Origin of the sequence: Chitinophaga sp. W3I9, from assembly GCF_050434025.1 — a bacterium.
Lineage (GTDB): Bacteria > Bacteroidota > Bacteroidia > Chitinophagales > Chitinophagaceae > Chitinophaga.
Map to the genome: position 1 here is coordinate 4,880,771 of NZ_JBNPWC010000001.1, position 24,125 is coordinate 4,904,895.

Consider the following 24,125-nt stretch of genomic DNA (forward strand, 5'->3'; position numbering starts at 1 on the left):
AGGGTATCATGGAAGAAAAAGTGATTATATGCAAGGATCTCACGAAGCGGTTTGGCGACTTTTATGCCGTCAATAAGATTTCTTTTGAAGTAAACAAAGGAGAGGTCTTCGGGTTCCTGGGCGCCAACGGAGCAGGCAAAACTACTGCCATGAGGATTCTCTGCGGCCTCTCCCACCCTACTTCCGGCGAGGCTACCGTAGCCGGTTTTGACGTATATAAGCAAACAGAATCCATCAAGAAGAATATCGGTTACATGAGCCAGAAATTTTCCCTGTATGAAAACCTGACGGTAGTGGAAAACATTGAATTCTTTGGCGGCGTGTATGGGGTTTCCTCCACCGAAATCCGTAGAAGAAGCGATAACCTGATCCAAAAGCTGGGGCTCACCGCTGAAGCAAAAAAACTCGTAGGTGCGCTACCGTTAGGCTGGAAACAAAAGCTGGCGTTTTCAGTAGCCATCTTTCATCAGCCGCGGATTGTGTTCCTGGATGAACCCACCGGTGGCGTGGATCCTGTTACCAGGCGGCAGTTCTGGGACATGATCTATGAAGCGGCGGCAAGTGGCATTACCATCTTTGTAACCACCCACTATATGGATGAAGCGGAGTATTGTAACCGTGTTACCATTATGGTGGATGGAAAGATAGAGGCATTGGATTCTCCTGCTAACCTGAAAGCGCAGTTTAGGGCAGAAAATATGGACGAAGTATTTTACCGGTTGGCCCGTGGGGCCAAAAGGTCGGGCGACTAAAACATTTTTATGAAACAGCTTCTTGTTTTTATCCGGAAGGAATTTTTCCATGTATTCCGCGACAAACGGACCTTACTGATCATGTTTGGCTTGCCGGTAGCGCAGATTATGCTGTTTGGTTTTGCACTGACCAGTGAGGTGAAAGATATTACGCTGATGGTGATTGATCATTCCCGGGATGCTAATTCACAACAGCTAATCCATAAAATAAAATCATCTTCCTACTTTATCGTCAGTGAATCATCTATCGATTATAACGATATAGAAGATTCCTTTAAAAAAGGTACCACAAAATGCGCGCTCATTTTCCCTGCCGGTTTTGGCAACGACCTCCGGCACGGTGGCAAAGCGCAGCTGCAAATTATTGCAGATGGGTCCGATCCCAATACCGCCAAAACCGTGGTAAACTATATCACTGCTATCACCACAGCTTACCAGCAGGAGATCAGTCCCTCGCAACAACTGCCTTATGTCATTGTTCCGGAATCGAGAATGCTGTATAACGAAGAAGGCAATGGCTCCCTGAATTTTATTCCCGGCGTGATGGCCCTGGTGCTGATGATTGTATGCACCGCGCTCACCTCTGTATCCGTAGTGCGCGAAAAAGAACTAGGCACCATGGAAATATTACTGGTATCTCCTTTTAAACCACTGATGGTGCTTATTGCCAAAGCCATTCCCTACCTGGTGCTGTCGCTGTTGAATTTTACCCTGATCCTGGTGCTGGCGGTGTTTGTGCTGGATGTGGGCATCAAAGGCAGTATCCTGCTGCTGTTTATGGAAAGCATGTTGTTTATCATTACCTGTTTATCGTTCGGATTGATGATTTCCAATACGACCAACTCGCAGCAAACTGCTTTGCTTTTATCCATGATGGGGCTGATGATTCCCACGATGATCTTTACAGGTTTTATGTTCCCGATAGAAAATATGCCAAAGGTTTTCCAGCTCATCTCCAATATTATTCCCTCCCGCTGGTATTTCCTGATTGTTAAATCGGTGATGCTGAAAGGACTTGGGTTTAAATATGTCTGGAAAGAAACGCTGGTGCTGTTGGGTATGACCACCGTGCTGCTCACTATTGCGCTTAAAAATTTTAAAACGCGGTTATCATGAAAGTGCTGGGTTATTTATTAAAAAAGGAGTTCAGGCAGATCTTCCGGGATAAAACGATCCTGGCGATGATGTTTGCGATGCCTGTCATACAACTGATCATTCTTCCCCTGGCGATGAACTTTGATGTGAAGAGCGTAAACCTTGCGGTGGTGGACAATGATCACAGTTCCTATTCCCGGCAGCTGATTGCCAAGATAGGCGCCTCCGGTTACTTTAAAATAGTGGCTGCCGAGCCTTCCTTTCAGCGCGCCATCACCTATATTGAAAGGGAAAAAGCCGATGTAGTGCTGGAGATTCCGCCAAATTTTGAAAGCAACCTGATAAGGGAAGGGAAACAACGTGTAGGGGTATCCGTAGATGCGATTAACGGCACCAAAGCGGCTATTGGCGGCAATTACCTCATGATGGTGATTACAGACTTCAATAAGAATATCCCGGTTAATATTGGCGGGAACATGATGCCGGCGGCTGGTATCATCGATATTACCTACTCCAACTGGTTTAATCCCCTGGCGGAATACCGGTTTTATATTGTACCGGCGATCCTGGTGCTGCTGCTTACGATGATTGGCGGCTTTATGTCGGCCCTCAATATTGTACGGGAGAAAGAAGTGGGCACTATTGAGCAGATCAATGTAACGCCAATTCAAAAGTGGCAGTTTATTCTGGGAAAACTGATTCCCTTCTGGGTAGTGGGCATGATTGTGTTTACGCTTGGCTTGCTGGTGGCCTGGGGAATATACGGCATCTGGCCGGTGGGGAGTTTTGTGACGTTGTATGTATTTGCCGCGGTGTACCTGGTAGCATTGCTGGGCTTCGGGCTGCTGGTATCTACCTATACCAATAACCAGTTGCAGGCGATGTTTGTGGCATTCTTTTTTATGATGATCTTTATGCTGATGAGCGGGCTATTCACCGCGGTAGACAGTATGCCGCCCTGGGCAAAGGTGATCGCCAATTTAACCCCGGTGACACATTTCATCAAGGTAATCCGGATGATTGTACTGAAAGGCAGTGGTTTTGCCGATGTGCAGATGGAACTGTTGTATCTTATCCTGTTTGCAGTGCTGTTAAACGGATGGGCGATCTTTAATTACCGGAAAACGAGTTGAATCATTCTACCGGACACATTATGTTTTTCCACAGTATATATCTCCTTCACATATTACTAACCGTACGCATTTACCCAAAATAAGGTGGTTTCCAAGTCCCACCTCAAAAAATTACAAATAACTGACTATCAACCCAATACATTGTAAAACAGGCTCAAACGCCCGTCCTACTTGCTGTTTCGCCCTCTTTTCCTGCTTATTGTTAGAAAAAATATTGAAATAAAATAGATTTTATGAATAAATTTGAACAATCAAGTAGCTACTTTTAAAATTTTAAAAAATGAGCAATAAACCCGCTACCTTATTTGACAAAGTATGGGATTCACATGTTGTGAGGAAAATTGAAGATGGTCCGGATGTATTTTTTATCGACCGCCACTTTATTCATGAAGTAACCAGCCCTGTGGCTTTTCTTGGAATGGAAAACAGGGGTTTAAAGGTAATGTTTCCTGAAAAGACCTTTGCCACAGCTGATCACAATACGCCAACGATTAACCAGCATTTACCGGTGCAGGATCCGCTTTCCGCCAACCAGTTGAAAGCCCTGGAAACCAATTCCAACAAGTATGGCATTTCCCACTGGGGATTAGGCAATCCAAAAAATGGTATTGTGCACGTGGTAGGTCCGGAAAATGGTATTACCCTGCCGGGTATGACCATTGTATGTGGAGACTCCCACACCTCCACCCATGGCGCTTTTGGAGCTATTGCATTTGGTATAGGTACTTCTGAAGTAGAGATGGTACTCACCTCCCAGTGCATTATGCAGCCGAAGCCAAAGAAAATGCGCATCAACGTAACGGGTAAACTGGGGAAAGGTATTACGCCGAAAGACGTAACCCTCTACATTATATCCAAACTCACGGCAGCCGGTGCTACGGGCTACTTTGTGGAATATGCCGGTGATGTTTTTGAAAACATGAGCATGGAAGGTCGTATGACCGTTTGTAATATGAGTATTGAGATGGGTGCGCGCGGTGGCATTATTGCCCCGGACGAAACCACCTACAATTACATCAATGGACGTGAGAAAGCGCCAAAAGGAGCCGCATGGGACACTGCGCTGGCTTACTGGAAAACGCTGCGTACCGACGAAGGCGCCACGTTTGACAAGGAGTATACTTTTGACGCAGCGGATATTGAGCCGATGATCACCTACGGTACCAATCCAGGTATGGGCATGGGCATTACCAAACATATTCCTTCTGCGCTGGCCGGCGACAGCAAAACCAGCTACGAAAAATCATTGCAGTACATGGGCTTCCACGAGGAAGAAGCCATGCTGGGTAAAAAAGTAGATTATGTATTTATTGGCAGCTGCACCAACGGTCGTATTGAAGACTTCCGTGCATTTGCTTCTATTGTAAAAGGAAGAAAGAAAGCAGACCATGTAACTGCCTGGATCGTTCCGGGATCGCACATCGTAGAACAGCAGATCAAAGAAGAAGGTATCCTGGATATCCTGACAGAAGCCGGTTTCCAGCTGCGTCAGCCCGGATGCTCTGCCTGCCTGGCGATGAACGATGATAAAGTGCCCGCCGGCAAATACGCCGTGAGCACCAGCAACAGGAACTTTGAAGGCAGGCAGGGACCAGGTTCCAGGACCATGCTGGCCAGTCCGCTGGTAGCCGCCGCTGCTGCTGTAACAGGTGTGGTAACGGATCCAAGAGAACTGATTGCTTAATCATTCCCCTTCTTACAAAATTTTATAAACGATCAACAAAAAATGGCTTACGATAAATTCACGATATTAAGGAGTACAGCAGTACCCATGCCCATCGAAAATGTGGACACTGACCAGATCATTCCTGCACGATTCCTCAAAGCGACAGAGCGCACCGGCTTTGGCGACAACCTGTTCCGCGACTGGCGCTATGAAACAGACGGCACACCCAAAAAAGATTTCGTTTTAAACAACCCTATCTATTCCGGTAAAATACTGGTAGCGGGTAAAAACTTTGGGAGCGGCAGCAGCCGTGAACATGCGGCGTGGGCCATCTACGACTATGGGTTCCGTTGTGTAGTGTCCAGCTTCTTTGCCGACATCTTCAAAAACAACTCTTTAAATATCGGCATCTTACCCGTACAGGTAAGTCCTGAATTCCTCGACAAAATATTCACAGCGATAGAATCCGATCCCAAAGCGGAATTGGAAATCAACCTGGACGCGCAAACCATCACCATCCCGGCTACCGGGGAAAGCGAGTCCTTTGCCATCAACAGCTATAAGAAGCACAACATGATGAATGGCTATGATGATATTGACTACCTGCAGGCCATGAAAGACGAAATCACCACATTCGCCGGCAAGAGCCTGTACTAAAAACATTCCATAAGTATTATGCCAGTGACCCAGCGCCACGTTGAAATAATGGACACCACCCTCCGTGATGGTGAACAAACCAGCGGAGTATCTTTTTCGCCATCAGAAAAATTAACCATTGCACAGCTTTTACTGACAGAAGTAAAAGTGGACAGGATTGAAATTGCCTCCGCCCGTGTTTCAGAGGGTGAATTTACTGCGGTAAAGGCAATTACCAAATGGGCCAAAGCGAACGGCTTTCTGGATAAAGTGGAAGTACTCACATTTGTGGATGGCGACGTTTCCGTAGAATGGATGCTGAAAGCCGGCGCCAAAGTAATGAACCTGCTCACTAAAGGCTCGCTCAATCATTTAACCCACCAGTTAAAGAAAAAGCCTGCTGAACATTTTGCAGAAGTAGCCGCTGTTGTTGCACTGGCTAATAAAAAAGGACTGGAATGCAATGTGTACCTGGAAGACTGGAGCAATGGTATGCGCCATTCCAGGGAGTATGTGTTCCAGTACCTCGACTTCCTGCAAAATGTGCCTGTAAAAAGGATCATGCTGCCGGATACGCTCGGTGTGCTCACGCCCGATGAAGTGAAAGCATTTGTTTCCGACATCGTGCAATGCTACCCGAAAAGTCATTTTGATTTTCATGCGCATAACGATTACGATCTTGGCACCGCCAACGTACTGGAAGGCGTAAAAGCAGGCGCGCACGGCATTCACCTTACCATCAACGGTATGGGCGAACGGGCCGGTAACGCTTCGCTGGCCAGCGCCATCGCCGTATTGAACGATTTTTTGCCGGAGGTAAAAACCGCCGTGGCAGAAACCTCGTTGTATACCGTGAGCAAACTGGTGGAAACCTTTTCCGGGTTCCGCATCCCGGTGAATAAGCCGATTGTAGGGGAAAATGTATTTACCCAAACAGCCGGTATCCATGCCGACGGCGACAAAAAGAATAAACTGTACTTCAGTGACCTGATGCCGGAACGATTTGGCCGCACCCGCAAATATGCACTGGGCAAAACCAGCGGTAAAGCCAATATTGAAAACAACCTGCAACAGCTGGGTATTAAACTGTCGGATCCTGATCTGAAGAAAGTAACGCAGCGGATCATTGAACTGGGCGACCGGAAAGAAGTGCTCACGCAGGCGGATCTGCCTTATATCATTTCTGATGTGCTGGACAGCAACCGGATCGAGGAAAAGGTGACCGTAGAAAACTATGTGCTTACCCACTCCAAAAACCTGAACCCTTCTGTTACCGTGAAGATCTCCATTGATGGGGAAGTATTCGAGGAACATTCACAGGGGGATGGCCAGTACGACGCCTTTATGAATGCACTGAAGAAGGTATACAAAAAGCTGAAGCGCGAGCTTCCTACCCTGACGGATTACGCAGTGCGTATTCCTCCCGGCGGTAAAAGCGATGCGTTGTGCGAAACGATCATTACCTGGAGGCTGAACAACAAAGAGTTTAAGACCCGGGGACTGGACAGCGACCAGACCGTATCTGCCATTAAGGCCACACAAAAAATGCTGAACCTAATCTAAACTATCAATAACAACTGAATGGCTACCAAACATATTTTAATAGTTCCGGGTGATGGAATCGGACAGGAAGTAACTGCAGTAGGTAAAAAAGTATTGGACAGGATTGCTGAAAAATTCGGTCACACCTTTACTTACGACGAAGCGCTGATAGGCCACGTAGCCATTGAAGCTACCGGTAACCCGTTGCCGGACGAGTCGCTGGAAAAGATGCGTAAATCAGACGCCGTGCTGTTTGGCGCGGTGGGTCACCCTAAATATGATAACGACCCTTCTGCCAAAGTAAGACCTGAACAGGGCCTGCTGAAGATGCGCAAAGAGCTGGGCCTGTATGCCAACCTCCGTCCTATCAAATTATTTGATGAATTACTGGGCGCATCCAGCATTAAACCTGAAATATTAAAAGGCGCAGATATCCTCTTCTTCCGTGAGCTGACCGGCGATATTTACTTTGGTGAAAAAGGCAGAAAGAATAACGGCGATACTGCCTACGACATAGCGGAATACAGTCGCTACGAAGTAGAACGCATTGCCCGCAAAGCTTTTGACGCGGCGAGAACCAGGAGAAAAAAACTCTGCTCCGTAGATAAGGCCAACGTAATTGAAACTTCACGTCTCTGGCGGGAGGTAGTGCAGAAGGTAGCCCTGGAATATCCTGACGTGGAAGTGGAGCACCAGTTTGTAGATGCCACTGCTATGTTGCTGATCAAGGACCCGCGCCGTTTCGATGTGGTGGTAACTGCCAACCTGTTTGGCGACATCCTTACCGATGAAGCTTCGCAGATAGCCGGATCAATGGGGATGCTGGCCTCCGCCTCTATTGGCGATGGTACCGGCGTGTACGAACCCATTCATGGCTCCGCGCATGATATTACCGGTAAAGGCATCGCTAATCCGCTGGCCTCTATCTTATCCGCCGCGTTGTTACTGGATATCTCCTTTGGTATGAAGGCCGAGTCAGAAGCCGTGATCAACGCTGTTGACGGTGTATTGAAAGCCGGCTTCCGCACCAGGGATATTGCCGACAAGCAAACGCCAGCCGATAAGATACTGAATACCAATGCTATGGGAGAAGAAGTGCTGAAATTACTTTAGGCAATACTGACAATCTATAAACAAATGCCTCCCTCCGGGAGGCTTTGTTGTTTTATGCCTTAAGCAGGCTTCATGTACGCTTCATGTACACCTTTGAGGTGGACTTGATCCGCAAATGCCCTGACGGAATCTCCCCCATAAATGTCAGAATTGCACCACATCCGTATTCGATTTCCGCGGTATGTTTGTGATGTACTTAAAAACATATCATTATGAGAAGAATAGTTTCCTTCATGCATGTTTCCCTGGATGGTTTTGTAGCCGGACCTGCCGGAGAAATGGACTGGATCAGTGTTGGCGATGAAATATTTGATTTCGCCGCACAACGTACCAACGAGGCAGATACTGCCTTGTATGGCAGGATTACCTACGAATTGATGGACGGCTACTGGCCCACTGCCGCCGACCATCCTAATCCAAGCAAGCATGACATTGAACACTCCCAGTGGTATAACAACGTAGATAAAATTGTGCTGTCCAATACGCTGAAGGGATTAAAGAAAGACAAAACCACGGTGATCAGTGATGACATCGCCGGTAAAATAAGTGCATTAAAACAGCTGCCCGGCAAGGAAATCATCATGTTTGGCAGCCCCGGCGCCACGCAGTCGCTGATGCAACACCAGCTGGTAGATGAATTCTGGCTGTTTGTAAACCCCGTATTGATAGGCGAAGGCATTCCACTGTTTAAAAATATCAGGGAACGGGTAGGGCTGAAATTACTGGCAAGTACCTCCTTCCCGGATTCAGGCGTGGTGTGTTTGCACTATGAAAAAAAATAAATCTTCCTGAATGTGAACGGCCGGCAGATACTGCTGGCCGTTTTTTATTTACCACTCATCATCTCCTAAAACATCCCGTAAGTACATACCTATATTTCCTGTAATAGGTTTCCTTTTATAGTGCTTAAATACTGCTTAATATCTACATTAGCAGTAAATAAACCCCTTCAGATGAAAAAGAAAACAGTCTTTTTTATTGCCTTTATAATTTCCGTCACTACTTACATAAATCCCTGCTTTCCGCAGGTAAAATCTCCTGGTTTTAATATCAGCGGCGTTCTCCGTGCGGATGATCCTGCGTTGCTGAAAGAGGTGGTGATACAACTGCTGAACGCCACGGATAAGAAGATGGTAAAGATTGAATACGCCGACAGCACCGGCAGATTTACGTTTGAGCAGATCCCTGCCGGCAGTTATGTGATTGCCACGCAGAGTATGGTTTTCGGGAGATATGAATCTGCTCCGTTCCGGCATGAAAAAAATACGGCGACAGGTACTATCACGTTGCAGGTAAAGACAACCGCATTAAAAGAAGCGTCGGTTACAGCGGTAAAGCCTTTTATCCAGCAGCAATACGATAAAACAGTATTGAACGTGGAGGGTTCCATTTCCACTGCCGGAAGCACAGCACTGGAAGTACTGGAAAAAGCACCGGGTATTACCATTGATCAGAACGATAACATTGCCATGCGTGGCAGGCAGGGCGTGCTCGTGATGATCGACGGCAAACAGGTGCCCATGTCGGGGCAGGACCTGGCCAATATGCTGCGGAATATGTCGGCCAGCCAGATTGAAACGATCGACCTTATCACCAATCCTTCCGCCAGGTATGATGCCGCCGGCAACGCCGGTATTATAGATATCCGGCTGAAGAAAGGAAAGAAATCCGGCACTAACGGGAACGCGTCTCTCAGCCTGAGCCAGGGCAGGTACCCCAAAGTAAATCCATCTCTCAACTTCAACAGCAAACAACAACATCTCAATATTTTCGGTTCTTATAATTATAATTACCGGCAAGATATGAATGACCTTACCATTTACCGGCAGTTTTATGATGAAAACAACGCCTATACCGGTGGTAACAATTACCAGAACTTTTTTAAATACCGGAACAATAACCATAATGTGCGTGTAGGAGCTGATTACAACATTAATAAGGATGTGGTCGTAGGTTTTGCCGCCAATGGGATGTTTAATGCCAGCAACATTACGATCAACAGTGTGGCGCAATCTGTTGATGCGCACCAGGCAAATACAGGTTCCTTTATTACGCTGGGTGATAACTATCCCGGCAGAAAGAACGGGAGCCTCAACCTGAATTACAAACACACCCTGGATACCGGCGGGCGGGAACTTACCGCCGACCTGGACTATGCCCGTTTCAATTCTTCCGAAGAACAAAATTATAATACCCGTTATTATGATCTGTACCAAGCGGAAACCAAAACACCTTATGCACTCTTTGGTGATTTAAACGGCGAACTTAGTATCCGGTCGGTGAAAGTGGATTACACGCAACCCCTGAAGCTGATAGGCGCCAAACTGGACGCGGGTATTAAAAGCAGCTGGGTGAAATCAGATAATGATGTGCAGTTTTTCGACAGGAGTAACGGCGGCAATGTTTTAGACAAAGGAAAAAGTAACCGTTTTATTTACAAAGAAAACATCAATGCGGCCTATGTAAACGCTTCCCGGAAATGGAAACGTTTAAGCGTGCAGCTGGGCCTCCGGGTAGAAAATACGCTGGCCGACGGATTCCAGGTAACCAATGCTGAAAAGTTTAACCGGAACTATACACAGTTGTTCCCCAGCGGCTATGCAGGCTATGAATTCAATGCAAAACACGACCTCGGTTTTTCCGTGAGCCGCAGAATAGACCGGCCCTCCTACCGGCAGCTGAATCCATTTAAAGTATTTCTGGACCCGCTGACCTCTTCTGCGGGAAATCCATTCCTGCTGCCGGAGATCACCAACTCGTTTGAGCTTACGCATACCTTCCGGCAACAGTACACCACTAAGTTAGGGTATAGCCGTACCCGTGATAACATCCTTATTGTACTATCGCCGGATGAAGCGCCGGGAGCAGTCATCCAAACCGGCAGGAACCTGGCTAAGTATGATTATTACAATCTCAGCTTTGGCTTCCCGGTAAATATCCGGAAATGGCTTAGCAGCACCAACACAGCGCTGGTGTATTACGGGCACTACAGCGGCAACCTCGTGAATACCGATCTCAATGTGAGCAGGGTATCTTTCAATTTCAATTCGGTGAATACCATTACCGTAAACGCGTTGACTACCATTGAAGTGACCGGCAGTTATGAAAGCCGGGCGTATTACGGCTTTCTTGATATCAGGGGCTTCTGGTTTGTTAATGCCGGCGCACAGCGGCAGTTATGGAACCGGAAGGCATCTGTAAAACTGAATGTGGGCGATATTTTCTTTACCAACCAAACGAATGCAGTGACCCGGCTTACGGGCTATGGCGAAACGTTTAAGCAGAAAAGGGATACGCGGGTAGCGACAGTGACCTTCAATTATAAATTTGGTGGAACTGGAGCCGGTGGCATCAAAAGGAAGACCGGCGGCGCTGAAGACGAAAAGCGCAGGGCAGGATAAAAATTTATACATTTATTGCATGAACTTAGTTACCGAACTGGAAGAACTGGCCCTGGCCACCCGTTTAAAACGGCTGGCAGAGCGCCTGTCGCAGGACGTGAGCCAGATATACAAAGAATCGGATCTGGACTTTGAAGCAAAATGGTACCTGATCCTGGAACTACTGAGCCGTGAAAAAGTAATGGCGGTTACAGAGATCTCTTCTTCGCTGCAACTGAGCCATGCTGCTGTAGTACAGTTTACGGAGCAGATGCATACGCATGGCCTTATTAAAACGGCGCCTGACTCCAAAGACGCAAGGAGGAGACTAATTTCCCTGACGCTTGCCGGTAAGCAAATGCATAAAAAGATCGGTCCTGTTTTGCAGGTGATCAAAGAAGAAAACCGGAAATGGCTGGCCGAGGCCAGCGCAGACCTTTTGCAGCTCCTGTCTGAACTGGAGAAATCGCTGGATGAAAGAAGTATGTATAAGCGTATTAAAGTGAGCCTGGTAGAGCAATCTGCCAGGTGAACCGGTTATTTGATACCGAGTTTATCCAATACATGGTTGACCACTCTGTCGCAGCGGATAAGATGGAATGGAAACACCAGGTCGTTTTTATAGTAATCGGAAATCTTTCCACGCAGCATGAGCCGGGCCCTGATATACCGGACCTTTACGTTTACCGCGGAGATATTCAATGCAGCTGCGGTGGCTGCCACGTTTAAGCCTTCTACTTCCCGCATTACAAATACCAGGCGGTATTTCTCAGGGATTTCGAGCAGGGCAAGTTCCATTACCCTTCCCAATTCTTTATCAATAACTTTTGCCACGGGCGATTCTTTTACCCCGGCACTATTTGCCGGGTGATGATCATCTAAAACAGATAGATCCTCACTGCCCAACCGGTTTTTCTTTTTCAGCAACTGACTGCACTCATTAATCATGATCCTGGTCAGCCAGGTCCCGAAGGCGGATTCCATCCTAAACTTATCCAGATTCTGATAAGCATTGATATAGGTGGTTTGCATCATGTCTTCCACATCCATATCATTATCCAGCATGGTCATGCCTATCCGGAACAGGCGGGCATTGTGGCGGCGCATCAGTTGCTCATAGAGGCGCTCTTCACCGGCCAGTACTTTAGTGATTAATTCGTAGTCAATTTCGGTGTCGGTTTTCGGCAGTGTGGTCATTCTTCTTTTATTAGATGATAAATCGACTGAGAAGTTACAAAAAACTTTTATGGGATTTTGTAACCATTTGAATTTTTTATACTCTAATTAAAGGAGGGCCGGTTAACGGCCCGTGATTTTTGACATAACCTAACTTGTGAAGCAGCTGCTATGAAACCAGATAACATTTTTCATCTGCCTGGCATAAAAATGCCGGAGCTAACCCATCAGAAGATCCAGGAGCTGAAGAAAACAGCGAAGGGAAAACTCATTACCGGTACTCCCATGGAGGCTTTCCAGGCATTGGTGAGCTCAATGGAAATTGCGCTGCAGGAGCAACTGGCGCAATATGATTATATCCAGCAAACCGTAATGGACAGCGCCAAACGGAAAATGCTGCTCCTGGAAATGCTGGACGATCATCTCTACCTCGAATTTGCCTATCATATTATGTTTATTAAATGGCGGGAACAACAAATCAGTAAAGCATCCTGAGAGGGATGCCGGTGACGGATGCTGCTAATCTCATTAAAACTATACATTTGCACACAAACAAATGCTATGGAGAATTACAGCATCGTCATTTTTATACTGGCCATCATGATTATGCTGTCTGCGGTGGCAGACAAGATAAAGTTACCTTACCCTGTGCTGCTGATCTCCGCGGGAATAGGCATCGGATTTATTCCGGCCCTGCCCAATATCACGCTGAACCCGGATATCGTGTTCCTGATATTTCTCCCGCCATTGCTATATGACGCTGCGTTTAACATCTCCCCACAGGAATTTAAAACCAACTTCAACACCATTGGTACATTGGCGATAGGGTTGGTGTTTCTGACAGCGGGGGCTGTAGCGGTGATTGCGCATTATCTTATTCCCGGGATGAGCTGGCCGCTGGCTTTTGTGCTGGGCGCTATCCTGTCGGCCACAGATGCGGTGGCAGCCATGAGCATTACCAAAGGACTGGGACTTTCACATAAAACGGTGACCATTCTTGAAGGGGAAAGCCTGATCAACGATGCTTCGGCACTGGTAACTTATCATTTTGCCATTGCGGCGGCCACCGGTACCGCCTTTGTTTTCTGGAAGGCCTCCCTGGAATTTGTTATGCTAATGGCAGGTGGCGTGCTGGCGGGTATAGTAGTAGGCAGGATATTGGCGATGATCCTGAAAAGGGTGCATCAAAACGACCTGGTGACCATCAGCTTTATGCTGCTGATGCCATTTGTTACCTACCTGATGGCAGAAGAGCTGCATGTTTCCGGCGTGATTGCAGTAGTAGTGCTTGGGCTGATGATTGCACGGATCAGCGGGAAAGTTTTCCCGGAGAAATTAAAGCAACAGTCCAGGTCCATCTGGGATATTATCATCTTCCTGCTGAACGGGCTTATCTTTATTATCATCGGGCTGCAGTTTCCTTACATTATTAAAAGTATTCCCAGTCACCAGATCCTCCCGTATATCGGCTATGGGTTTATCATCACCCTGGCGGCTTTGTTGTTGCGCATGGGCAGGGTATTCCTGCAACAGATCAATTTAGACCAGGCTTTCAAAAAGGGCAAAGGCAGGATCACTGAAAACGCGTTGCTGGATTTCAAGAACAGCCTGATCATCAGCTGGTCCGGTATGCGCGGTATTGTATCACTGGCCATTGCCATTGGGCTACCGATGACACTGAAAGATGAAGCCCCCTTTCCGGAGCGGAATGCCATCATTTTTATTTCTGTGGTAGTGGTGTTGTTTACCCTTATCGGGCAGGGCATCTCTTTACCGTGGATTGTGAAAGCCGTAAAACTCTCCCCGGCAGATAAAAAAACGCCGCATTAACTTATCACAACAGCCGGAAATATACTATCTTACTACTAAAGGATGCGTGGATGAAAAAATCACTGTTGCTTTTCAACTGCCTTATTTTATTGTTCCTTCCTGCTATTGCCCGGCAGGAGCCGCCAGATACGGTTAAAACAGGGATATACATTACCAGCATTCATGACATCGACTTCAAACAAAGTGAGTTTACTGTCAACCTCTGGTTGTGGCTTACCTATAAAAACAAGCAATTCGATTTTATACAGAACCTGGAAATCCCGCAGGCAAAAACCTTTACCAAATCCTACTCCACTATCGACTCTTCCAATGGCCGGATTTATTTGCTGATGAAGCTGCAATGCGTGATGAAGGATTCCTGGAGGATCAACAACTTTCCTTTCGACCGGCAGCGTTTGCGGTTTTCCATTGAGAACTCACAGTTTGATGCCAAATCACTTGTGTTTTCGGTGGACTCGCTGGGCAAACATTTTGACCCCCGCTTTACGCTGAGAGGCTGGGTGATCGACAGCTTCCGGACCAATACCGGTATAAAAGCCTATGAAACCGCGTTTGGCGACGAAAATATCGGCAAGCCGCATACAGAATACAGTAATTTTACGGTGAGAATAGGTATCAACAGGGATGCTACCCAGTTGTTCTGGAAGATGTTTCTCGGCATGTACGTTTCTTTCCTGATTGCTTATATCTGTTTTTATATTCACCCCGACAATATTGATTCGCGGTTTGGACTTGGTGTTGGATCGCTGTTTGCCGCCATTGGTAACAAATATATTATTGATTCCTCCCTCCCCGACTCTACTACTTTTACGCTGGTAGATACCCTCCATGGCATTACCCTGTTCTTTATTTTTGTGGTGATCACGTCTTCTGCATGGTCGTTGCAGCTTATTAAAGCAGGTAAGTTCAAGCAGAGCCGCCGGCTGGATATCGGTTTATCGATAGGTGTGCTGCTGGTATATGTGCTGCTGAATATTTATTTTATTACACAGGCGGTGTATGGAAATTAGCAAGCTAAAAAAATAAACATAGTAAGGCAGTTCAATGCGGATGAAGAAGGTGAGTTGATTTCCCCTTACTTCTTCACCCGGTAGAAACTAAGGTCCCTTCTTTGCTCAAATCCCATGTGCTCATATAAACGGACGGCCCGTTCATTGGTGCGGGTTACATGTAAAAAGGAGGTGATGCCCGCGGCGGCGTGCTGGTAACATAACTGTGTAATCAGCTTTTGCGCATATCCGCGACCCGTGTGATCCGGGTGTGTGCAAATGGCGCTCAATTCTGTGAATCCCGTGAGCTGCATGCGTTCGCCGGCCATAGCGATGAGCTGGCCATTGTGCCGGATGCCATAGTAGTTGCCCATCAGGCGTGTACCGTGATTGAAAAATCCGGGTTGAATGCTGTTGATCAGTTCATACATGTCGCCGGCGTCTTCTGGTCCCAGCAGGCACACCATAGCCGCGTCCTTTTCAGACAAGGGTGCAGGCATAGTAGTTAGTATCATCTGGGCGCAGGGCAGTTCATTTTCTACGGTCCAGTTATGCGGTAATACGGGCAATTCACCGATGATATAAAATGTTTCCCCGGCGTCGATCAAAGTATCAAGTGCAGCAATGTTGTCGTTATCCGTTTGCCTGGCGGCAACAAAGGGTGCAATTTCCCGCTGGTATCTTTTCGCCTGGTCTGTTCCTTGTGCAAAGTGCGCATGCGCAGTGGTTAACGCGCCCCAGGCGGGGTTGTCTAAGATGGCTTCCTTCATGCATCGAAATTATACATTTATCAGAAAAAATAACCGGGGAAGAATATTTTTTTCAGGAAGTTCATCCCATAAAAAAGCGGTTTCCTTTGCAGGAAACCGCTTTTCTTTTTATGCCTGTTAGTGTTCCAGGTTTAATATTTCTATTCTTCTGAAATCAACGGGTTGTCCTTCGCTTTGCAGGGCAATAAAGCCTTTAGAGAGGAGCCTGCCATCTATTTTAATGGTGGAGTCGTAGTTCTTTACTACACCACCGCCAATCTGTGGTTTGGAATATTGCAATACGGTATCGCCGTTGATGATATGCGTGATCAGGGAATCGCCCAGTACAATCAGTTCGCCCCTCACCCATTGCTCGCCTTCATAAGTTTTGGAGGTGGATTCGATACAATGCGTTTCATCCAGTTTTCCTTTGTAAACCACATTGGTGCCCGGCGAGCACATGTTACCGGTTGGGCGTGGCTTACCATCACCTAAACCAGCTAGCAGCTGCATTTCCACGGAGATGGGCCAGTCCTGCTCCTTAGGCATGGTGCGCGGGTCCTGGGAGTGAAACATTACGCCGCTGTTCAGCAATGTATATTCCGGTGCGGACGGATACCATTTTCCTACAAACCGGTATTCAAATTTGAGATGATAATGTGAGAAGGGTTGCTTATAATAAAGATGCCCGAACTGGTCGTTAAAGTCGCCGTACTGATCATAGCGTATCTTGATGATGCTGTCTTCTACCCGGAAAGTATTTCCAAAGTTCTCTCCTGGTTCGTGGTGATGGATTTTCACGATCCAGTCGTTGATATCCTTACCATTAAACAAGGACACCCATTCCTGTTTTTTTTCGGATTGTTTTACTTCATTACAGGAAACACTGCCTGCCAGCAGCGCTATCATCAATAGTTTACGCGAGATACGGACTTTGCTCATATAGATAATTAAAGATTTTTTCATTTTATTGTTTTCTGCTGCCTGGTTTTGGAAATACCTGGTGTGTTTGGGCCCATTGGTACCAAAGGGTTTGCAGCTGTTGTACCTTTTCGGGATACTGTGCCGCCAGGTTATTTGTTTCCGTTTTATCGGCAGCGAGATTAAATAATTGCCAGGTGGTATCATTGCTGAGCGACACCAGTTTCCAGTTGCCCGAGCGTGCATACCGTGCACCGAAGTGTTCATTGAACAGCTGATCGTGCCCGGTTGTTTTTTTATTTTTGAAAGATGGCAACAGGCTCATACCCGTAGTGGCCGGGATCTTATGACCATGGTATACTTGTGGATATTGTGCATGGGCGAGTGCGGTAAACGTAGACATAAAGTCCATTACATGTCCCGCATGATCACTGAAGCCTCCTTTGTTAGTGGTAATTCCTTTGGGCCAATAAGCGATCAATGGTGTGTGGATGCCGCCTTCATATGATTCTGCTTTCCAGTATTGATAAGGTGTATTGGCTACGTTGGCCCATGTTTGCCCGATGGAAGCATACGTGGTTTGCGGGCCCGGCATTGCCTGTTTTTTGGTGGCATAAACGATCTTGCGGCCATCGCGGGTTTCATCGGGGCGGTCGAAGCCAGGGCCGTAGTTGGCGCAATTTTCCGGGCTGGCGCCATTATCAGACAGGAACAGGATGAGGGTGTTGTCCAACTGCCCTGTTGCCTTCAGCGCTTCCATAATGCGACCAATGCCCTGGTCCATCCGGTCGATCATGGCGGCATGCACTGCCATGGCCATGGCATCCCAGGCGGTGTCAGGGTTTTGCGCCCAGGTCTGATCCTGATTCCAACGTTTAGGCAACGGCGTAGTGGCCGGATCAACCAGTCCCATTTTCACCATTTTGTTATAGCGGGCGGTGCGGATAGCTTCCCAGCCTGCCTTGTAGGTGTCTTTATACTTTGCAATATCTTCTGGCAATGCCATCAGTGGCCAGTGTGGCGCATTGTGGGCCACATACAGAAAGAAAGGCTTTTCTGTTTCCGCGTAGCCTTTGATATAAGCCACAGCCGTATCGTTGATAGCATCAGTGTGATAATAGTGATCAGGCACTGCTGTGATGGGTGTTGTTCCGCTTACCAGGCTGAAGGGATCAAAGAAATCCACTACTCCCCAGATGGTGCCGAAGAACTTATCAAAGCCCCTGCTGGTGGGATACTGCGCTATGGGGGAAAAGTCGCCGAATGTTTGATGGTGATTAAGCCAGGCCATTTGTTCAGCCGGGGTTTTCTGTCCGACTGTATTAGATACATGCCACTTGCCTGACATGGCGGTCTGGTAGCCGGCTGTTTTCAGTACTTCCGCCAGAGTTACTGCGTTAGTGGAAATATGCCCCTGGTACCCGGGCTCATCCTCTGCCTCGGTCATCTTACCGATGCCAGCCTGCTGGTTATATAAACCGGTGAGCAGCGAAGCGCGGGTAGGGCAGCAACGGGAAGTATTATAAAACTGCGTATACCGGATACCGTTAGCAGCGAGGAAATCGAGATTGGGTGTATGGATTTCACCACCATAGCAGCCGGCATCGGAAAAACCCATGTCATCCGCGAGGATGACGATGATATTGGGCCGCGCGTCTTTCCTCAGCGGCTGTTTACTTTTTTTAAACCCTGTGAGCAGCAGACTGCTCAACAGGAATGGAATAATATAAACTGACTTTGGTTTTACATTCATGGGTTCTCACCGTTTTATTACTATTGCTGCGGCTATACCGGATTCCCGTTAAAATAAAATAAAACGGACAGAAAAGTAAATAAACCGGATGATTGGGATGAATTATTTTTGGCAACCGGTTAATTTTTCCCTGGACCGGTTATTTCTTCCAGGGCAGCAGCCAACTCACCGGCTTCGGAGGTAATGTTCCGGATAACGCCTTTTTTATCCACGATCAAATGCGTGGGATAAAGATTTACCTGGAGGCTGTCGCTGATATAACGCTCCGGCACAGGGATCACGGCATAGTCAAATATTGTTTTTTTCATAAAGCTGCGCAGTTGCTCCCGGTCGTCGAAAGCCAGGCTTAAAAAAAGCACATCGTCCCGGTTACGGTATTGCTGCACCAGCTGGTTTAACCGGGGCATTTCTTTCACGCAGGCCACGCAATGAATAAACCAGCATTTCACGACAAGTATCTTGCCACTGGTTGACTCCTTCGTGTATGCCTGGCCGTTAATATCTTCCAAAGAAATAAAAGGAAAAGGTTTTCCTTCTCTCTTATAGTATCCATAATAAGTTTTCCCGTAGTACTGCAGTGCACTTCTGACACCGGCGGGTGTTGAATCCGGCAGCGGGTAGAGTTTATACTTCAGTGATGAATCTGCCGTAACGAGCTTCAGCGGAAGATAGTTGCCGCTCGCAAATGCCTCCAGGAATGCTTCCCGGCTGATTTCATGCGATGCGGTATCCAATGCTGTATACTTCACCGTGAGCATCATCTCACCTGTTTTGTAGTAATAAAGGGAGGCGTAATCACGAAGAATGACGTCGGGCGCTATCGCGGGCTCCCCGGGTTCAGGTCCGGTTGATTTATCCGCCGGCTGTGAGCAGGCGCAGAAAAGAATAATAATAAGCGTCAGTGTACGGGCAGGCAGCATATGGTATCCATTTACAGGCATACATAAGATACAAATTATTTCCTTACCCTGTTACTCTCTTCTGCCGCCCCGCTGCGCTGCTTCCGCTGCAGCTGGTTCCCGAAAGTTTTTGCCCATGTCAGCTTTATGATCTGCATTTTGCCTGATTCCGGCTGGAAGGTAACTTTACTTTTCAGGTTAAACGCCTCTTCCGCCAGCGTCCCGAAATAACTGCTGATGTGCACCGTGCGTAGTATATCCGTTACCGTTAACTGGAGACTTCCCCCGTTTTTATTCAGTTCTTTTTTAAGACCGGCATTCAGCGCACCGAACGGATCTACCTTTTTGGAGCCATCGTACGACGCACTGTTATACCAGCCGGAGATTTCGAGGTAGAAACGGGCAGGTAATGTAAAGGCTGTGGAGAAGTTAGTGTTAAAGCCGAAATATTGTTTCTCTACTGGTGTGGCGGTATAGTCCAGTTTAAATTGCCGCCATCCACCCGTGAATCCGAAGTTCATATTCCACCAGTCGTTCACCTTCCAGGGCAGCAGCGCCTGAAAGGAAACATTATCCTGGAACAACAGGTTTTGCGGAGATACCCATATCACTTCCCCTGCGGGATTGGGTGTAAGCTGGTAGCGGGCTATGGGTGCATCATCCCTGCTGTAAAGCAGGGAAAACGAGTAGCCGTGATAGTTATAACCAACCTTTACATTGTTGGTGATCGTTGGCTTCAGCATAGGGTTGCCGGTTTCCACCGAAGTGGGTCCCGAGTAAATGACAAATGAGGCCAGGTCGTTGTAAGCAGGACGGCTGATCCTTTTTGTATAGGACAGTTGCCATTCCGCTTCCTTTTTTTTCCATGTCAGGAAAATGCCCGGAAAGAACTTACCGGAGGTTCGTTTGGTGATCTGTTGCTTATTTTCCGGATCATCCATTTGTGTTTGTACATATTCATATCTCAAACCGGCTGCCAGCCGTAGCGCCGGATGCAGTTGCGCTTCCAGTGAGCCATAGGCGGCCCCTATGACTTCTTTCATAATGATATTATTGATAGCGGCGGTACTGCTTACCCAGGCGTCATCCAGGAAGCTTTCTATCCTGGAGTTACTGTTGTTTTTTGTATAGGTTCCTTTCAGCCCTGTTTCAATTTTTATTTTGGGAGATAGCTGCCTGCTGTAATCCATTTTCAATACGCCGATCTGCATCGAGGACACAGAAAAGGTTCGTTGCACCGGGGCAAAAAGAGTATCGTTGGTACCCGGTGTATGGCCGGCGCTATCTACAAAAGCGCTGATACCGGCAGAGGGCCGGTTGTTTTTATAATACAGGTAATCCAGGTCGAGTTTCAGCTGCTCTCCTTCGTGCATTTTTCTTTCTGCATACACAGATGCGCCCAGGTTATCCCAGTTGTTGTTAACCCTGATATCCGCATCCATGTTATAGGCGGTGGTTTTATTCACCAGGTATTCCCCGTGGTTCAACGTATGATCTGTAACCCGGCTGATGTTGCCATTGATGCTGCCGCCGATGATAGTACGCGGGGTCAGGTTCACATCTGCTCCCAGTATGATATTATGACTACTCCCCACGGACTTCGTCACGCTGAGGAAATCGGAGGAGCTGGGGCCTCCCAGCAATTGCATATCATCTTTTGCGCGGGCAAACCAGTCGTAATAGGATTTGTCGTGCGAGAAGGAATAACTTCCGTACAAGGTCGTATTGCGGAGCGTGCGTCCGAAATTAAGGCTGGCGGCGGCCTTCTCTCCATAGCCATATCCGCCGGTAAGGGAAAAATTTCCCTGGTTCCTGTTTTTCCTGATGACAATATTGATCATCCCTGCATTGCCGGCAGCATCGTACTTTGCAGGTGGTGTATTGAGCAGTTCAATTTTTTCCACGTCGGCGGCGGTCATGCCCTGCAGGTAGATCATCAGCTGATCGGCAGACATGCGCAGCAACTTGCCGTTCAGCATCACTATCACCCCACTTTTGCCATTGAGTGCAATTCCGTTGGTTCTCCGGTCGATATTTACGCCCGGTGAGCGTTCCAGTACTTCCAGGACCGAGCTCCCTTTTGTAAGCACACTGCTTTGTACATTCACCACTGTGCCATACGCCTGCTGCTGCAACAGGGGCTTGTTTGCCTGCACCATCACTTCTTTCAACTGTTTCAGCGCCGGCAGGCTGTCCGGCGTGGCGGATTTCCCCGATGCCTGTGCCCGGGTATCCAGGGCCGGGGACAACAGTAATAAGGTAAGGAGTACATAGTTCATAAGAGATCACTTCTGCTGCAAATAAATGCGTATCCGCAACACCGGAAAAACCCGAATGACCACGGGCGGCAGGAAATTGACCACCTGCACAAAAGGCATCGTTTCCCGGCTAAATCCCTGAAAAGCCGGGAATACGGCCGTTCAGCAGCTGCGGTATGCGGGTCATCATTTATTTGCTGCCATTGACATAGTACCGGGAGAGAATCAGCAAAATGTGGTTATCTTTAGTAACAGGTAATTTTTTATATGCTGAACACTAATACAAGCCGGAACTGGCTGCTGAAATATAAACTTTACCACATCCCCTTCTGGTGTCTTTACCATTACCTGTGGTGGGTAGTGGCAATAGGGAATCCTGTGAAAGCTGCCAACTCCATTATCTTATTCCCTTTCTATATCAAGTTTGCGTTTTATGTGATATTCCAGGCCGCCGCGGTATATTTCAATCTCTATTACCTGATTCCAAAATACCTGGAAAAGGGCAGGTATACCGCCTATATTACGTTGCTGGTGCTTACCATCGCGGCAACTGCCTGCGCTATTGTTGGCGGGTATTATCTTTGCTCTGCAGTATCCGGAAAAAGCTTTGAAGTACTTTTCGGGCCGGGGGATTATTGTTTCCTCCACTTCTTTGGTAACGCCCTGCCGTCTACCCTTGCCAGCATGACATTGGCCATGAGCATAAAGTTGACCAAAAGCTGGCTGCAAACCAAAAGGAGACAGCAACTGCTGGAAACAGAAAAACTGGAAACAGAACTTAACTTCCTGAAGAACCAGTTTAATCCTCATTTTCTTTTTAATACTATTAACTCCATCTTCTTCCTGATCCATAAAAACCCGGATGTGGCCTCTGCTTCCCTGGCGAAGTTTTCAGAGTTGCTGAGGTACCAGCTATATGAATGCAACGATAAACAGATTGCCCTCAGCAAAGAGATCGGCTACCTGGAAAATTCTATCGAACTGGAAAAACTGCGGCTTAACAATAACGTGGAAGTATCCTTTACGTATCACCGGCAGCCGGTATCACACCTGAGCATCGCCCCGTTTATACTCATGACCTTTGTGGAAAATGCGTTCAAGCATGTATCCAAACACGCCGACGGGCCTAACTGGATCAGGATACAGCTGTATCTCGACGGACCGCAGCTGGCATTCACTGTTTCCAACAGCTGTGCGGCAGACGAATACAGCGCACCCATTATTGATTATGGCGGTATCGGTTTAAAAAATGTGCAGCGGCGGCTGGACCTGGTATATCCCGGTCAATATGAACTGGACATACTCCGCGAAACCGGCAGCTTTGAAATACGGCTGCAGCTGGAACTGGCCGAACTCACGGTACCACAATTACTATCTACCTAAAATGCCTTTATTATGATCAACTGCGTGATTACAGACGACGAACCACTGGCCAGGGAAGGCATCGCCAGTTATGTAAAGGAAATAGATTTCCTCACGCTGACCGGCATCTGTGAAAATCCTGTGGAGTTGGTAAACCTGTTAAAGCGGCAACCAGCCGATCTTATCTTCCTGGATATACAAATGCCTAAACTCAGCGGGCTGGATTTTCTGAAGATGGTACAAAATCCGCCGATGGTGATTATCACCACAGCGTTCCCCGAATATGCGCTGGAAGGTTTCCAGTTAAATGTGCTGGACTATTTATTGAAGCCCATTACGTTCGACCGGTTCTTCAGATCGGCCACCAAAGCGAGGGACTATCACCAGTTGGTAAACCCGCCCGCCAAAAACAACTCCACGCCCGTGGAAGCCGGTGCGGATCACTTTTTTATTAAATGTGGCAGCCGGTATGAAAAGGTCCAGGTGGAAGATATTCTTTTTGTGGAAGGCATGCAGAACTATGTAAGCATCTACACCCGCAAGGGAAAATATATGACCCTGTTATATCTTAAAAACCTGGAGCAGCAATTACCCGCCCAGGCATTTATCCGGGTGCATAAATCTTATATTGTAGCAGTGAATAAAATAGACAGTATCCAGGGGAATGAAATTTGTATACAATCGCACCAGATCCCTATCAGCCGCAATTACCGCGAGGCAGTGATCCAACAGGTGGTCATGAACAGGTTATGGGATAAAGTTTCGCGGCCACCCTTGCCGTAAGGTCAAAACATTGTATTTTTGGCGCCCTAAAAAAAGCCTCTGAATCCTTGCGATCCAAAGGCTGCTAACTCAAAGTAAATCTGATTAT

Annotated in this window: 21 protein-coding genes; 15 read left to right on the top strand and 6 right to left on the bottom strand. The window is 47.4% G+C overall.

Annotated features, from left to right (window positions below; all coding sequences use genetic code 11):
• Nucleotides 1–8: 8 nt before the first annotated feature.
• From QFZ51_RS20000 to QFZ51_RS20045, 10 genes are all read left to right on the top strand, one after another.
• Nucleotides 9–752, top strand: coding sequence for an ABC transporter ATP-binding protein (locus QFZ51_RS20000; protein WP_429048289.1), 744 nt, complete (start codon nucleotides 9–11; stop codon nucleotides 750–752).
• A gap of 9 nt (nucleotides 753–761) precedes the next feature.
• Entirely contained in the window at nucleotides 762–1,868 is a 1,107-nt protein-coding gene (locus tag QFZ51_RS20005; protein WP_429048291.1) for an ABC transporter permease, read from the top strand.
• A complete protein-coding gene (locus QFZ51_RS20010; RefSeq protein WP_429048293.1) occupies nucleotides 1,865–2,980 on the top strand; it encodes an ABC transporter permease in 1,116 nt (371 codons plus the stop codon). Before QFZ51_RS20005 ends, QFZ51_RS20010 begins: the two co-directional genes overlap by 4 nt.
• Before the next feature lie 280 nt (nucleotides 2,981–3,260).
• The gene (leuC, locus tag QFZ51_RS20015) at nucleotides 3,261–4,664 is read left to right on the top strand and encodes a 3-isopropylmalate dehydratase large subunit (RefSeq protein WP_370910784.1); all 1,404 of its coding nucleotides are present in this window, start codon (nucleotides 3,261–3,263) and stop codon (nucleotides 4,662–4,664) included.
• Between the two features lie 42 nt (nucleotides 4,665–4,706).
• The gene (gene leuD, locus QFZ51_RS20020) at nucleotides 4,707–5,303 is read left to right on the top strand and encodes a 3-isopropylmalate dehydratase small subunit (protein WP_370910783.1); all 597 of its coding nucleotides are present in this window, start codon (nucleotides 4,707–4,709) and stop codon (nucleotides 5,301–5,303) included.
• Between the two features lie 18 nt (nucleotides 5,304–5,321).
• Complete coding sequence (locus QFZ51_RS20025; protein WP_429048294.1) at nucleotides 5,322–6,845, top strand: alpha-isopropylmalate synthase regulatory domain-containing protein; 1,524 nt, start codon at nucleotides 5,322–5,324, stop codon at nucleotides 6,843–6,845.
• 18 nt (nucleotides 6,846–6,863) lie between these two features.
• On the top strand, nucleotides 6,864–7,937 hold the full coding sequence (leuB, locus tag QFZ51_RS20030; RefSeq protein ID WP_429048296.1) for a 3-isopropylmalate dehydrogenase: 1,074 nt from the start codon (nucleotides 6,864–6,866) through the stop codon (nucleotides 7,935–7,937).
• A gap of 212 nt (nucleotides 7,938–8,149) precedes the next feature.
• Nucleotides 8,150–8,719, top strand: coding sequence for a dihydrofolate reductase family protein (locus QFZ51_RS20035; protein ID WP_429048297.1), 570 nt, complete (start codon nucleotides 8,150–8,152; stop codon nucleotides 8,717–8,719).
• A 171-nt stretch (nucleotides 8,720–8,890) separates the two neighbouring features.
• Nucleotides 8,891–11,338 (top strand): TonB-dependent receptor domain-containing protein, encoded by a 2,448-nt coding sequence (locus tag QFZ51_RS20040; RefSeq protein WP_429048299.1) that lies wholly within the window; start codon nucleotides 8,891–8,893, stop codon nucleotides 11,336–11,338.
• Between the two features lie 19 nt (nucleotides 11,339–11,357).
• Complete coding sequence (locus QFZ51_RS20045) at nucleotides 11,358–11,849, top strand: MarR family winged helix-turn-helix transcriptional regulator (RefSeq protein ID WP_429048300.1); 492 nt, start codon at nucleotides 11,358–11,360, stop codon at nucleotides 11,847–11,849.
• 5 nt (nucleotides 11,850–11,854) lie between these two features.
• Here QFZ51_RS20045 and QFZ51_RS20050 read toward each other — a convergent pair whose 3' ends face one another.
• The gene (locus tag QFZ51_RS20050) at nucleotides 11,855–12,514 is read right to left on the bottom strand and encodes a sigma-70 family RNA polymerase sigma factor (RefSeq protein ID WP_370910777.1); all 660 of its coding nucleotides are present in this window, start codon (nucleotides 12,512–12,514) and stop codon (nucleotides 11,855–11,857) included.
• 150 nt (nucleotides 12,515–12,664) lie between these two features.
• Between QFZ51_RS20050 and QFZ51_RS20055 the strand changes: the two genes are divergently transcribed.
• The 3 genes from QFZ51_RS20055 (at nucleotide 12,665) to QFZ51_RS20065 (ending at nucleotide 15,333) form a co-directional block, all read left to right on the top strand.
• On the top strand, nucleotides 12,665–12,988 hold the full coding sequence (locus QFZ51_RS20055; RefSeq protein WP_370910776.1) for a hypothetical protein: 324 nt from the start codon (nucleotides 12,665–12,667) through the stop codon (nucleotides 12,986–12,988).
• A gap of 66 nt (nucleotides 12,989–13,054) precedes the next feature.
• Nucleotides 13,055–14,323, top strand: coding sequence for a Na+/H+ antiporter (locus QFZ51_RS20060; RefSeq protein WP_429048302.1), 1,269 nt, complete (start codon nucleotides 13,055–13,057; stop codon nucleotides 14,321–14,323).
• Between the two features lie 50 nt (nucleotides 14,324–14,373).
• Nucleotides 14,374–15,333, top strand: a complete 960-nt coding sequence (locus QFZ51_RS20065; protein ID WP_429048304.1) for a hypothetical protein — start codon at nucleotides 14,374–14,376, stop codon at nucleotides 15,331–15,333.
• Nucleotides 15,334–15,398: 65 nt separating this feature from the next.
• Here QFZ51_RS20065 and QFZ51_RS20070 read toward each other — a convergent pair whose 3' ends face one another.
• From QFZ51_RS20070 to QFZ51_RS20090, 5 genes are all read right to left on the bottom strand, one after another.
• Nucleotides 15,399–16,082, bottom strand: a complete 684-nt coding sequence (locus QFZ51_RS20070; RefSeq protein WP_429048306.1) for a GNAT family N-acetyltransferase — start codon at nucleotides 16,080–16,082, stop codon at nucleotides 15,399–15,401.
• Between the two features lie 117 nt (nucleotides 16,083–16,199).
• Entirely contained in the window at nucleotides 16,200–17,003 is an 804-nt protein-coding gene (locus QFZ51_RS20075; RefSeq protein ID WP_429048308.1) for a 3-keto-disaccharide hydrolase, read from the bottom strand.
• A gap of 25 nt (nucleotides 17,004–17,028) precedes the next feature.
• Nucleotides 17,029–18,735, bottom strand: coding sequence for an arylsulfatase (locus QFZ51_RS20080; RefSeq protein ID WP_429048309.1), 1,707 nt, complete (start codon nucleotides 18,733–18,735; stop codon nucleotides 17,029–17,031).
• Between the two features lie 119 nt (nucleotides 18,736–18,854).
• Entirely contained in the window at nucleotides 18,855–19,676 is an 822-nt protein-coding gene (locus QFZ51_RS20085) for a TlpA family protein disulfide reductase (protein ID WP_429048311.1), read from the bottom strand.
• 14 nt (nucleotides 19,677–19,690) lie between these two features.
• The gene (locus QFZ51_RS20090; RefSeq protein ID WP_429048312.1) at nucleotides 19,691–21,913 is read right to left on the bottom strand and encodes a TonB-dependent receptor domain-containing protein; all 2,223 of its coding nucleotides are present in this window, start codon (nucleotides 21,911–21,913) and stop codon (nucleotides 19,691–19,693) included.
• A 246-nt stretch (nucleotides 21,914–22,159) separates the two neighbouring features.
• On the opposite strand from QFZ51_RS20090, the gene QFZ51_RS20095 reads away from it, so the two are divergent.
• Both QFZ51_RS20095 and QFZ51_RS20100 read left to right on the top strand, forming a co-directional pair.
• The gene (locus tag QFZ51_RS20095; protein WP_429048313.1) at nucleotides 22,160–23,275 is read left to right on the top strand and encodes a sensor histidine kinase; all 1,116 of its coding nucleotides are present in this window, start codon (nucleotides 22,160–22,162) and stop codon (nucleotides 23,273–23,275) included.
• A 12-nt stretch (nucleotides 23,276–23,287) separates the two neighbouring features.
• Nucleotides 23,288–24,037 carry a LytR/AlgR family response regulator transcription factor gene (locus QFZ51_RS20100; RefSeq protein ID WP_429048314.1) on the top strand — a complete coding sequence of 250 codons (750 nt, stop codon included), beginning with the start codon at nucleotides 23,288–23,290 and terminating at the stop codon, nucleotides 24,035–24,037.
• Nucleotides 24,038–24,125 lie beyond the last annotated feature (88 nt).

What these genes read in the sequence shown, in the direction of transcription:
- QFZ51_RS20000 (WP_429048289.1), top strand. Translation starts at nt 9, where the DNA reads ATGGAAGAAAAAGTGATTATATGCAAGGATCTCACGAAGCGGTTTGGC.
- QFZ51_RS20005 (WP_429048291.1), top strand. Translation starts at nt 762, where the DNA reads ATGAAACAGCTTCTTGTTTTTATCCGGAAGGAATTTTTCCATGTATTC.
- QFZ51_RS20010 (WP_429048293.1), top strand. Translation starts at nt 1,865, where the DNA reads ATGAAAGTGCTGGGTTATTTATTAAAAAAGGAGTTCAGGCAGATCTTC.
- leuC (WP_370910784.1), top strand. Translation starts at nt 3,261, where the DNA reads ATGAGCAATAAACCCGCTACCTTATTTGACAAAGTATGGGATTCACAT.
- leuD (WP_370910783.1), top strand. Translation starts at nt 4,707, where the DNA reads ATGGCTTACGATAAATTCACGATATTAAGGAGTACAGCAGTACCCATG.
- QFZ51_RS20025 (WP_429048294.1), top strand. Translation starts at nt 5,322, where the DNA reads ATGCCAGTGACCCAGCGCCACGTTGAAATAATGGACACCACCCTCCGT.
- leuB (WP_429048296.1), top strand. Translation starts at nt 6,864, where the DNA reads ATGGCTACCAAACATATTTTAATAGTTCCGGGTGATGGAATCGGACAG.
- QFZ51_RS20035 (WP_429048297.1), top strand. Translation starts at nt 8,150, where the DNA reads ATGAGAAGAATAGTTTCCTTCATGCATGTTTCCCTGGATGGTTTTGTA.
- QFZ51_RS20040 (WP_429048299.1), top strand. Translation starts at nt 8,891, where the DNA reads ATGAAAAAGAAAACAGTCTTTTTTATTGCCTTTATAATTTCCGTCACT.
- QFZ51_RS20045 (WP_429048300.1), top strand. Translation starts at nt 11,358, where the DNA reads ATGAACTTAGTTACCGAACTGGAAGAACTGGCCCTGGCCACCCGTTTA.
- QFZ51_RS20050 (WP_370910777.1), bottom strand. Translation starts at nt 12,514, where the DNA reads ATGACCACACTGCCGAAAACCGACACCGAAATTGACTACGAATTAATC.
- QFZ51_RS20055 (WP_370910776.1), top strand. Translation starts at nt 12,665, where the DNA reads ATGAAACCAGATAACATTTTTCATCTGCCTGGCATAAAAATGCCGGAG.
- QFZ51_RS20060 (WP_429048302.1), top strand. Translation starts at nt 13,055, where the DNA reads ATGGAGAATTACAGCATCGTCATTTTTATACTGGCCATCATGATTATG.
- QFZ51_RS20065 (WP_429048304.1), top strand. Translation starts at nt 14,374, where the DNA reads ATGAAAAAATCACTGTTGCTTTTCAACTGCCTTATTTTATTGTTCCTT.
- QFZ51_RS20070 (WP_429048306.1), bottom strand. Translation starts at nt 16,082, where the DNA reads ATGAAGGAAGCCATCTTAGACAACCCCGCCTGGGGCGCGTTAACCACT.
- QFZ51_RS20075 (WP_429048308.1), bottom strand. Translation starts at nt 17,003, where the DNA reads ATGAGCAAAGTCCGTATCTCGCGTAAACTATTGATGATAGCGCTGCTG.
- QFZ51_RS20080 (WP_429048309.1), bottom strand. Translation starts at nt 18,735, where the DNA reads ATGAATGTAAAACCAAAGTCAGTTTATATTATTCCATTCCTGTTGAGC.
- QFZ51_RS20085 (WP_429048311.1), bottom strand. Translation starts at nt 19,676, where the DNA reads ATGCCTGTAAATGGATACCATATGCTGCCTGCCCGTACACTGACGCTT.
- QFZ51_RS20090 (WP_429048312.1), bottom strand. Translation starts at nt 21,913, where the DNA reads ATGAACTATGTACTCCTTACCTTATTACTGTTGTCCCCGGCCCTGGAT.
- QFZ51_RS20095 (WP_429048313.1), top strand. Translation starts at nt 22,160, where the DNA reads ATGCTGAACACTAATACAAGCCGGAACTGGCTGCTGAAATATAAACTT.
- QFZ51_RS20100 (WP_429048314.1), top strand. Translation starts at nt 23,288, where the DNA reads ATGATCAACTGCGTGATTACAGACGACGAACCACTGGCCAGGGAAGGC.